This window comes from Pseudotamlana haliotis, assembly GCF_008806375.1.
Taxonomy (GTDB): Bacteria; Bacteroidota; Bacteroidia; order Flavobacteriales; family Flavobacteriaceae; genus Pseudotamlana; species Pseudotamlana haliotis.
The window spans coordinates 1-9764 of record NZ_WAAT01000076.1; the positions used below are offsets into that span (position 1 = coordinate 1).

Sequence of the window (9764 nt, forward strand, 5' to 3'; positions counted from 1 at the left end):
CCACAGATAAATTAGAAAATTGGAAAAATCTACAACCAAAAACGGTTGAATTGATGCAATTTTTTAGTGAAAATATTGGTAAATACCCATACGATCAATATTCAGTAATTCAAGGTGGCGATGGCGGAATGGAATATGCCATGTGTACTTTAATCCTTGGTCAAGGTGATTTTGATGGCTTATTTGGTGTAACATCTCATGAGTTGGCACATACTTGGTTTCAATTTTTATTAGCAACAAACGAGTTAACAAACTATTGGATGGACGAAGGTTTTGCACAATACTATGGGAAACTTGGAGAAAGCAAATTAAACGGAAAATCGTTTAAAAAAGACACAAAACAAACCTATGATGTATATTCATACTATGCTAATTCTGGAACCGAACAACCAATGACAACACAAGCCGATCGTTTTCATTTAAATCGTTCATCTTCAATATCAGCATACTACAAAGGTTTTGTGTTTTTAAACCAATTGGCTTATGTGATCGGGCAAGAAAATCAAGAAAAAACCATAAAAGCATATTTTGATCAATGGGCTTTTAAACACCCTAACGGTAACGATTTTATCCGTGTTGCGGAAAAAGTTTCAGGACTAGAATTAGACTGGTATTTAAACGATTGGACACGTACCACAAACACCATTGATTACGGCGTAAAAACTGTTGAAGACAACAGCATAACTTTAGAACGTATTGGACTCATGCCAATGCCTATAGACCTAAAAGTAACTTATACTGATGGTTCTACTGAAGATTTTTACATTCCATTACAAATGATGCGTGGTGAAAAACCAACTACGGCAACAACGATAAAAGACTGGGCTTGGGCATATCCAACCTATACGTTTACAACCTCAAAAACGGTGAAATCTGTAACTATCGACCCAGAAGAAATGATGGCCGATATCGATAGAGAAAATAACGAAAACTAGAAATACTTTTTCTATATTTTATAAGCCCTTTTGATTTCTCAAAAGGGCTTTTTTTATATCTATTTATTATTTTATAATGACGACCTTTCAGTAGAACTATAACCTATATATGAGACTCTGAAACAAGGTCAGGGTGAGGAATTACAAAACTATGTCATGCTCAAAAGCACTATTTATTCACTTATGTCGTAACCACTTCTCTCGCTTATGCTATATAATATTCTTTGAAAAATTTCAAGATGTTTATCGTAATTTTCAGGTGTTAGCAAAGTTTTTATTTTTACATTCATTGCTTTGGTATCCTTATTAATTTTTTCTGTGATTTCTTCCTCAGTATAATCTTTATCATGATCATGATCATCATACCTGTTAATAGTACCTATATAATCATAAAATATATTCATATATTCATCTTCATCTGCTTCAGATAAATTCATTTTTTCCACCTCTGTAACATAAACTAATTGTATATTATCTCGTTCTTCCGAAGTAAAAATAGTCACTTTATTTTCTGCCTTTTTCTTTTGCTCTTCTGTCATTTCCTGAGAAAACCCTAAAGGGGTTATTAAAAACAAACTTAAGGCTAACACTGTTTTAAATTGGTTCATCATTATTTAATTTAAATTTTATTATTATTATTTAACATCAAAAGTAGCACTTTTATCTATTCTATAAACAAAATTGTATGCTCTGTAGTATTACTCAAATCATCAATACGTAAATTGGCTTTTGTACCCTTTAAAACAAATCTCTGTTTTTTTATAAAAAACGTAATGAACCTCAGTGTCTTCCTGTAAAACACTGTTTTATACTTTTTTTCAAAACATACGACTTCAAAAAGAAACAGTCAATCGTCTTAAATTCACCTTATTTTTAATACCTTAGCAGTGTAAACTTTAGGGGTGTTCTATTCAAGAACTGAGAAAAACCCTTTGAACCTGATGCGGTTAGTACCGATGAAGGGAAAAGTTGAAAAGCATATTGCAATATCTGCTTACACACCTTTTCGTAAAAGTACCTGGCGTACTTTTTCCTTTCAAAGTCATATTTCTCGACCCTTTAAAATTTACAGTATAATTAAAAAGACTGTAAAATGATAAAAATACGGGTTAACGAGGACATCATGGAAGTCGCTAAAGACTTCAATATTCTTAAACTACTTGAAAAATTAAACACACCACAAAATGGTATTGCGGTGGCTATTAACAGCACGATTATTTCAAAGGAGTCTTGGTATTCCCATCATTTTTCAGAAAACGACAATATTTTAATTATACAAGCAACCCAAGGTGGGTAAGGCCCCCTAACCCCCAAACGGGGAAATTGAAACGTATTAAAACTAAAAAATATTAACGTTCTTATTCCATTTGAGGTATAAGGAGAACACCACAACAATGAAAAACAAAGACACCGCACCAAAGCAAGATGGTATTACGAGACAACCGTTTCCTAACTCCGAAAAAATCTATGTTCCAGGAAAAATTCACCCACAAATTAAAGTGGCTATGCGTGAAATTTCGTTAAGCGACACGACCGATTCGATGACGAAAAAGAAAACGCCTAACGAACCTGTAACCGTTTATGATACTTCTGGACCGTACACCGATCCTAACAAAGACATTAACATTCATGCTGGTATTGAAAGAATTCGTGAACCTTGGATTCAAGATCGTGGTGATGTAGAGCAGTTAGATGGTTTTTCTTCAGAATACTCAAACGAGCGTTTAAACGATAAAAGTTTAGACCACATGCGCTTTTCATTGCTAAAAAAGCCATTACGAGCTAAAAAAGGCAAGAATGTAACCCAGTTACACTACGCAAAACAAGGCATCATCACCCCAGAAATGGAATATATCGCTATTCGTGAAAACCAACGTATAGACGAAATGACCGAGATTAGAAAGCAACACAAAGGTGAACACTTTGGAGCTTCTATTCCAGAGAAAATCACTCCAGAATTTGTACGTTCAGAAGTCGCAAGAGGACGTGCCGTAATTCCTTCAAACATCAATCACCCAGAAGCTGAACCTATGATTTTAGGGCGTAACTTCTTAGTAAAAATAAACGCTAATATTGGTAATTCAGCCGTGACTTCCTCTATCGAGGAAGAAGTTGAAAAAGCCGTTTGGGCTTGCCGCTGGGGTGCCGATAATATCATGGATTTATCTACCGGAGAAAATATTCATGAAACCCGTGAGTGGATTGTTCGAAACTCTCCAGTGCCAATTGGTACGGTGCCAATTTACCAAGCTTTAGAAAAAGTAAACGGTGTGGCCGAAGATTTAACTTGGGAGATTTTCCGCGATACTTTAATCGAACAAGCTGAACAAGGGGTTGATTATTTCACCATACACGCCGGTGTATTATTACGCTACGTGCCCATGACCGCAAATCGTGTAACGGGTATCGTATCTCGTGGTGGATCAATCATGGCAAAATGGTGTTTAGCACATCATAAAGAGAGTTTCTTATACACGCATTTCGAAGATATTTGTGAAATTTTAAAACAATACGATGTCGCTTTTTCTTTAGGTGATGGTCTGCGTCCAGGGTCGGTTGCCGATGCCAATGACGAAGCACAATTTGCCGAATTAGAAACATTAGGCGAATTAACTCAAATTGCCCGTAAACACGAAGTACAGTGTTTTATTGAAGGTCCAGGTCATGTGCCAATGCACATGATTAAAGAAAACATGGAAAAGCAAATCGATGTTTGTGACGAAGCACCATTTTACACTTTAGGCCCTTTAACAACCGATATCGCACCGGGTTATGACCACATTACTTCAGGTATTGGAGCTGCCATGATTGGTTGGTTTGGTTGTGCCATGTTATGCTATGTAACGCCTAAAGAACACTTAGGTTTACCAAATAAAGAAGACGTACGTGTAGGTGTGGTAACCTATAAATTAGCGGCTCACGCGGCCGATTTAGCCAAAGGTCATCCTGGTGCTCAACACCGTGATAATGCCTTGAGTATGGCGCGTTTCGAGTTCCGATGGGAGGATCAATTTAACTTAGGTTTAGATCCAGAACGTGCTTTAGAATATCACGATGAAACCCTGCCTGCAGATGGGGCAAAAGTGGCGCATTTCTGTTCGATGTGCGGACCGAAATTCTGTTCGATGAAAATTTCACAAGAAGTTCGTGATTTTGCTGCCGAAAATGATATTGTAGATAACGAAGTCATTCAAAAAGGCATGGACGAGAAATCTCAAGAGTTTAAAGAAAAAGGATCAGAGGTTTATCTGTAATGAAAAAGTAAAAATGAAGAATGAAAAATTGTACGACCAATAGGTATAAATTAAATGTTAATATTTTCAATTCATGAAGTTTGTCATTCTGACAAAAGGAAGAATCTTATAACAGTTTCAATTGCATGATTAAACTAACAAAGTGGATTTTTTAACTGAAATTAAGCATAAAACTTATTAACGGTAAACTCTATTTAGGAATAGTACACATTTCATTCTTCATTATTAATTATTCATTAAAGAAAATGATCATTCTAATAGCTCCAGAAAATGATATTCCGAACGAAATTGAAATACTAAATCAGCTATTTCAAGAAGGTTTGCAATACTATCATTTGAGGAAACCTAATAAGAATTATAAGGAACATGTAGACTATTTAAAGCATATTGATAAACATTATCATAACAGAATCGTGGTTCATTATTTTCATGAATTAGTTAATGAGTTTCCTTTAAAAGGCATACATTTTCAAGAGCAAAAACGTATAGACCATATTGATAATCCGGGACAGTATTTTAAAACCCTCAACATGTTTGGTAAAACTATAAGTTCATCCTTTCATGAACCTGATGTTTTAGAAGCCTGTTATTTTGAGTTTGATTACCATTTACTGAGTCCGGTATTTTCATCCATTTCAAAGGCAGATTATAAAGGTCGTGGCTTTGATGTAAATCATATTGACAAAACAATTATTGCCATGGGTGGGGTTTCCGCAGAAAATGTAAATAAATGTAAAGAACTGGGTTTTAAAGGTATTGGTATTCTTGGAGCAATCTGGAAAAGTGAAAAACCTATTGAAGATTTTAGAAGGATATTTAATTTTCAATCAAAAAAATTCAATTAATCTAAGAGATTTTGTAAAATATACAAAACTCACAATGTAAGAATATTATAACATAAAAATATGTATTTTCGCAGCTTTATTAAATTTAAAAACCAACTTAAACCAAACTATGACCTAAAAATTCAAAGAATTATAGGATATCACTCTCCCCAGAGGGTTTTCAATCGTATCATCACTGTTAATTAAAATCCCTAATGGTATCCTAAACTTAAGCTATTATCAACCCAACTAAACTAATTTATAGCATGAAAAAAAATTACACCATATCTGCTACAAATGGTGCATCGTTAGTTGATAATTATGTACTAAGTATTGCAGGTCATGACCCCACTGGAGGCGCCGGAATTACTTCTGATTTGAAAACATTCGAGGCCCACGGATTTTACGGATTAACCGTCTGTACAGCGATAACTGTTCAAAATGACATTGATTTTAAACAATCTATTTGGACAAATCCTGGAGTTATTTTATCACAAATTGAAACCCTTTTTGAACGTTTTAATATTGCCGTTGTTAAAATAGGCATCGTTGAAAACTGGAAAACCTTATCCTTAATTCTAGATAAATTACATGAGCTAAACCCTAAAATCAAAGTGGTTTTAGACCCTGTTTTTAAGGCCAGTTCTGGATTTGATTTCCATATTGATGAAACTCAGGAACTCCTAGATAAAATTTGGAAACAGTGTTATATTATTACACCAAATTATGATGAGATTCAAAGTCTATATCCTAATTTAAATATCAAGAAAACTATAGCACATATTTCAAAATATACGAGAATCTACCTTAAGGGCGGACACCGTTCAGATATAAAAGGCTGGGATGAATTATATTACGGTAAAACCGAAGCGATCGAGATATTTCCAATTTTTGAAACCGTTTATGAAAAACATGGTAGTGGTTGTGTTTTATCATCGAGCTTGGCTTGTAATATCGCTTCTAATTTCCTGATTAAGGACGCTGCTATAAACGCTAAAATCTATATTGAAACCTATTTAAGAAGCAGCAAAGGCTTACTCGGAACGCATAAAATGGCGCTGTCGGGAGTCTGAATTTAGGAGTTGAGGAGTTAGAGTAGTTAAGGAGTTAGAATAGTTACAGAGAATAAAGTTATCTTATGGAAATGACTAAAAGTTTTGAAGATTTAAAAGTTTGGCAAAAAGGTCATCAATTTGTTTTAGAGGTTTACAAAATGAGTAAGGCATTTCCAAGAGAAGAAATTTACGGATTAACCTCTCAATTTAGAAGAGCAGCGGTGTCTATTACAGCAAATATAGCTGAAGGCTATAAACGTAAAAGTGCGAAAGAGAAACTACGTTTTTATAATTTTTCACAAGCATCGTTAGAAGAATGTCGTTATTTTTTAATCCTATCAAAAGATTTAGGTTATGTTGAAAACAATAAAAAACAAACAGTATTAATTCAAGAAGTCAGTAAAATGTTAAACGCGTATTGTCAAGGTATTTTAAGAAAAATAAATAATTAATACCATAACAATTTAACTACCCTAACTCCTATAACTACTCTAACTACTTAACTCCTGTAACTACTTAACCACTATAACTCCTAAAAAAAAATGATTCCTAAACTCCACTACATATCACAAGGCGAAACACCGAAGGCACACATAGAAAATATTCAAAAAGCTTGTCAATCGGGTGCTGAATTGGTGCAATTACGTTTAAAAAATGCCTCGGAAAAAAAGATTTTAAAAGCTGCACAAGAAGCTCGAGAAATTACGGCGCATTATCAAACACGCTTAATCATAAACGATCATTATAAAATTGCAAAAGAAGTCAAAGCAGATGGCGTGCACTTAGGGAAATCAGATACCTGTCCTACCATAGCACGAAAAGCCATGTATTCATGGCAAATTGTAGGAGGGACAGCAAACACGCTCGAAGACTGCGAAAATCTAATAGCAAAAAAAGTAGATTACATAGGTCTAGGACCATTTCGTTTTACAATCACAAAAGATAATTTAAGCCCAGTTTTAGGAATAGAAGGGTACCAAAGCATTATAGAATCATTAAAAAAAGAAACACCAATAATAGCTATAGGCGGACTCACAACAGATGATATTCCAGGATTATTAAAAACAGGTATTCACGGCATAGCCGTATCAGGAGAAATCACTAAAAATTTTAATACGATAAATGCCTTTAAACAACTCTTAAAAAGTTCAGGTGATTTAGAAGAACAAGTTTGGAAACCAAAAACCCCTTAACTACTTAACTCCTCTAACTACTTAACTTCTTAATTACCTAACTCCTAAAAAGAAAAAATGAAAGACACACTACAAATAGCCGATAAAACATTCACATCTAGATTATTCACCGGCACAGGAAAATTCAGTAATTCCAGTTTAATGCGAGATAGTATTATAGCTTCAGAAAGTGAACTGGTCACCGTAGCTTTAAAACGTGTTGAAATGGAGAATGAGTCAGATGATATGCTGGTTCATTTGAAAGAAAAACACATCCATTTATTACCAAATACTTCCGGAGTACGTACAGCGAAAGAAGCGGTTTTTGCGGCACAATTAGCTCGTGAAGCTTTAAATACCAATTGGGTAAAATTAGAAATTCATCCCGATCCAAAATATTTACTACCCGATCCTATTGAAACACTAAAAGCTGCAGAAGAGTTAGTAAAATTAGGTTTTGTGGTAATGCCATACATTCACGCCGACCCCGTGTTATGTAAACGATTAGAAGAAGTTGGTACACAATGTGTCATGCCATTAGGCGCTCCCATAGGTAGTAATAAAGGCCTTAAAACAAACGACTTTTTAGAAATTATTATCGAGCAAAGTAATGTACCGGTAATCGTCGATGCTGGAATAGGAGCCCCGTCACATGCCGCATTTGCCATGGAATTAGGAGCCGATGCCGTTCTGGTAAATACCGCCATAGCCGTGTCTCAAAATCCAATTGCTATGGGTAAAGCCTTCAAAATGGCCGTAGAATCTGGGAGAATGGCTTATAACGCAAAATTAGCACCCGTAAAACAACACGCAGAAGCCAGTAGCCCGTTGACATCGTTTCTTGAGTTTTAGGAGTGGTTGAAGGAGATGAAAATGAGTTGAGGAGTTAGAAGGAGGTAGAGATGTTAAAGGAGTAGACGGATAAAAATAGGAATTACTAGAAGCTAAAGTAGTGGAGAAGTTATGGAATTATATGAGAATTAATTTAGATAGAATAACTGACAAAAAAAGAAAAAAATAGATGAGGTATGAATGTTAAAGCAACAACTAATTGGCTTACCTACTGTAACTCCTCACCTACTTAACTACTCTATACTTAACTACTATAACTCCTTAACTCCTAAAAAAAAGAAAAAAATGAGCACATTCAAAAATACATTCAACACATACGATTGGGACACTCTAGAGCAAGAAATATATGCGTTTACAGGAGAAGATATTCAAGAAGTATTAGCCAAAGAGAAGATAACTTTAGACGATTTTAAAGTCCTAATTTCCCCGGCAGCGACGCCTTTTTTAGAGCAAATGGCGCAACGAAGTAATCAGCTGACTAAAAAACGTTTTGGGAATACGATTCAGATGTATATTCCAATGTATTTGTCTAACGAATGCCAAAATATATGTACCTATTGCGGGTTCAGTATGACGAATAAAATTCCGAGGAAAACCTTAAGTGACGCCGAAATTTTAAAAGAAGTCGCACATATTAAAAGTTTAGGGTATGATCATATTTTGTTAGTTACCGGAGAAGCTAATAGAACCGTGGGAGTTTCCTATTTAAAACACGCCATTCAGCTGGTTAAAAAACACTTTTCGAACATAAGTATTGAGGTACAACCCTTAGATCAAGATGAATATGAAACGCTTATCGCGGAAGGTTTATACGCGGTTTTAGTCTATCAAGAAACTTATCACGAAGCGACCTATAAAATACATCATCCGAAGGGAAAAAAATCGAATTTCAATTACCGTTTAGATACGCCAGATCGTTTAGGAAAAGCAGGTATTCATAAAATTGGATTAGGGGCTTTATTCGGATTAGAAGATTGGCGAGTTGATAGTTTTTATACCGCTTTACACCTAAAATACCTTCAAAAAACCTATTGGAGAACCAAATATTCGATTTCATTTCCACGACTGCGTCCGCATCAAGGCGATGTAGAACCTAAGGTAGAAATGACCGATAAAGACTTAGTGCAACTCATTTGTGCCTATAGATTATTAGATGAAGATGTAGAATTATCAATGTCAACACGCGAGAGTGAAACCTTTAGAAATAACATCATCAAATTAGGAATTACCTCTATAAGTGCCGAATCTAAAACCAATCCTGGAGGTTATGCCGTAGAGCAACAATCTTTAGAACAGTTTGAAATTTCAGATGAGCGTTCTACGGAAAGTATAAAGGAAATGATTCAATCACAAGGCTATGAAGTGGTTTGGAAAGATTGGGACCGCAGTTATGTGAATTCAAATTTAGAATAGGTTAGTAAAATCTGTTAATTATCATAATAATGACTTTGCGTTTTACTGAAGTAAATTCAGTATAACAAAAAGCTAAATGTGAGCACCTTTATGTGACCCTGAAACAAGTTCAGGGTGACGTTTTATACCAATTATGCAGCCTCAAAAAATTTTACAGGGGTTGAATGAGATAATTAATAAGCAATTTTTTAATTTCATTACCTTTGAGCCATTAAAAAACACCCTCTTGAGCTTCACCTTTAATAAAAAAGAAAAACTA

The 9764-nt window shown here is 34.8% G+C and carries 10 protein-coding genes and 1 riboswitch; of the genes, 9 read left to right on the forward strand and 1 reads right to left on the reverse strand.

Features of this window, described 5'->3' with window-relative positions:
- A partial coding sequence (locus F6U93_RS14505) for a M1 family aminopeptidase (protein WP_150940947.1) occupies positions 1-935 on the forward strand: 935 nt, incomplete at its 5' end.
- Between the two features lie 173 nt (positions 936-1108).
- Here F6U93_RS14505 and F6U93_RS14510 read toward each other — a convergent pair.
- Positions 1109-1546, reverse strand: coding sequence for a hypothetical protein (locus F6U93_RS14510; protein WP_150940948.1), 438 nt, complete (start codon positions 1544-1546; stop codon positions 1109-1111).
- Between the two features lie 277 nt (positions 1547-1823).
- Positions 1824-1917, forward strand: a riboswitch (TPP riboswitch).
- A 111-nt stretch (positions 1918-2028) separates the two neighbouring features.
- Here F6U93_RS14510 and thiS point away from each other — a divergent pair.
- From thiS to thiH, 8 genes are all read left to right on the forward strand, one after another.
- Entirely contained in the window at positions 2029-2232 is a 204-nt protein-coding gene (thiS, locus tag F6U93_RS14515; RefSeq protein ID WP_150940949.1) for a sulfur carrier protein ThiS, read from the forward strand.
- Between the two features lie 97 nt (positions 2233-2329).
- The gene (thiC, locus tag F6U93_RS14520) at positions 2330-4189 is read left to right on the forward strand and encodes a phosphomethylpyrimidine synthase ThiC (RefSeq protein ID WP_150940950.1); all 1860 of its coding nucleotides are present in this window, start codon (positions 2330-2332) and stop codon (positions 4187-4189) included.
- A gap of 245 nt (positions 4190-4434) precedes the next feature.
- Positions 4435-5034: a thiamine phosphate synthase gene (locus F6U93_RS14525; RefSeq protein WP_150940951.1), complete on the forward strand. Its 600-nt coding sequence runs from the start codon at positions 4435-4437 to the stop codon at positions 5032-5034.
- A 245-nt stretch (positions 5035-5279) separates the two neighbouring features.
- A complete protein-coding gene (locus F6U93_RS14530) occupies positions 5280-6086 on the forward strand; it encodes a hydroxymethylpyrimidine/phosphomethylpyrimidine kinase (RefSeq protein ID WP_150940952.1) in 807 nt (268 codons plus the stop codon).
- Positions 6087-6151: 65 nt separating this feature from the next.
- Positions 6152-6520 (forward strand): four helix bundle protein, encoded by a 369-nt coding sequence (locus F6U93_RS14535; RefSeq protein WP_150940953.1) that lies wholly within the window; start codon positions 6152-6154, stop codon positions 6518-6520.
- 90 nt (positions 6521-6610) lie between these two features.
- Positions 6611-7261, forward strand: a complete 651-nt coding sequence (gene thiE / locus F6U93_RS14540) for a thiamine phosphate synthase (protein WP_150940954.1) — start codon at positions 6611-6613, stop codon at positions 7259-7261.
- Positions 7262-7318: 57 nt separating this feature from the next.
- On the forward strand, positions 7319-8092 hold the full coding sequence (locus F6U93_RS14545; protein ID WP_150940955.1) for a thiazole synthase: 774 nt from the start codon (positions 7319-7321) through the stop codon (positions 8090-8092).
- Between the two features lie 285 nt (positions 8093-8377).
- Positions 8378-9505, forward strand: coding sequence for a 2-iminoacetate synthase ThiH (gene thiH, locus F6U93_RS14550; RefSeq protein WP_150940956.1), 1128 nt, complete (start codon positions 8378-8380; stop codon positions 9503-9505).
- Positions 9506-9764 lie beyond the last annotated feature (259 nt).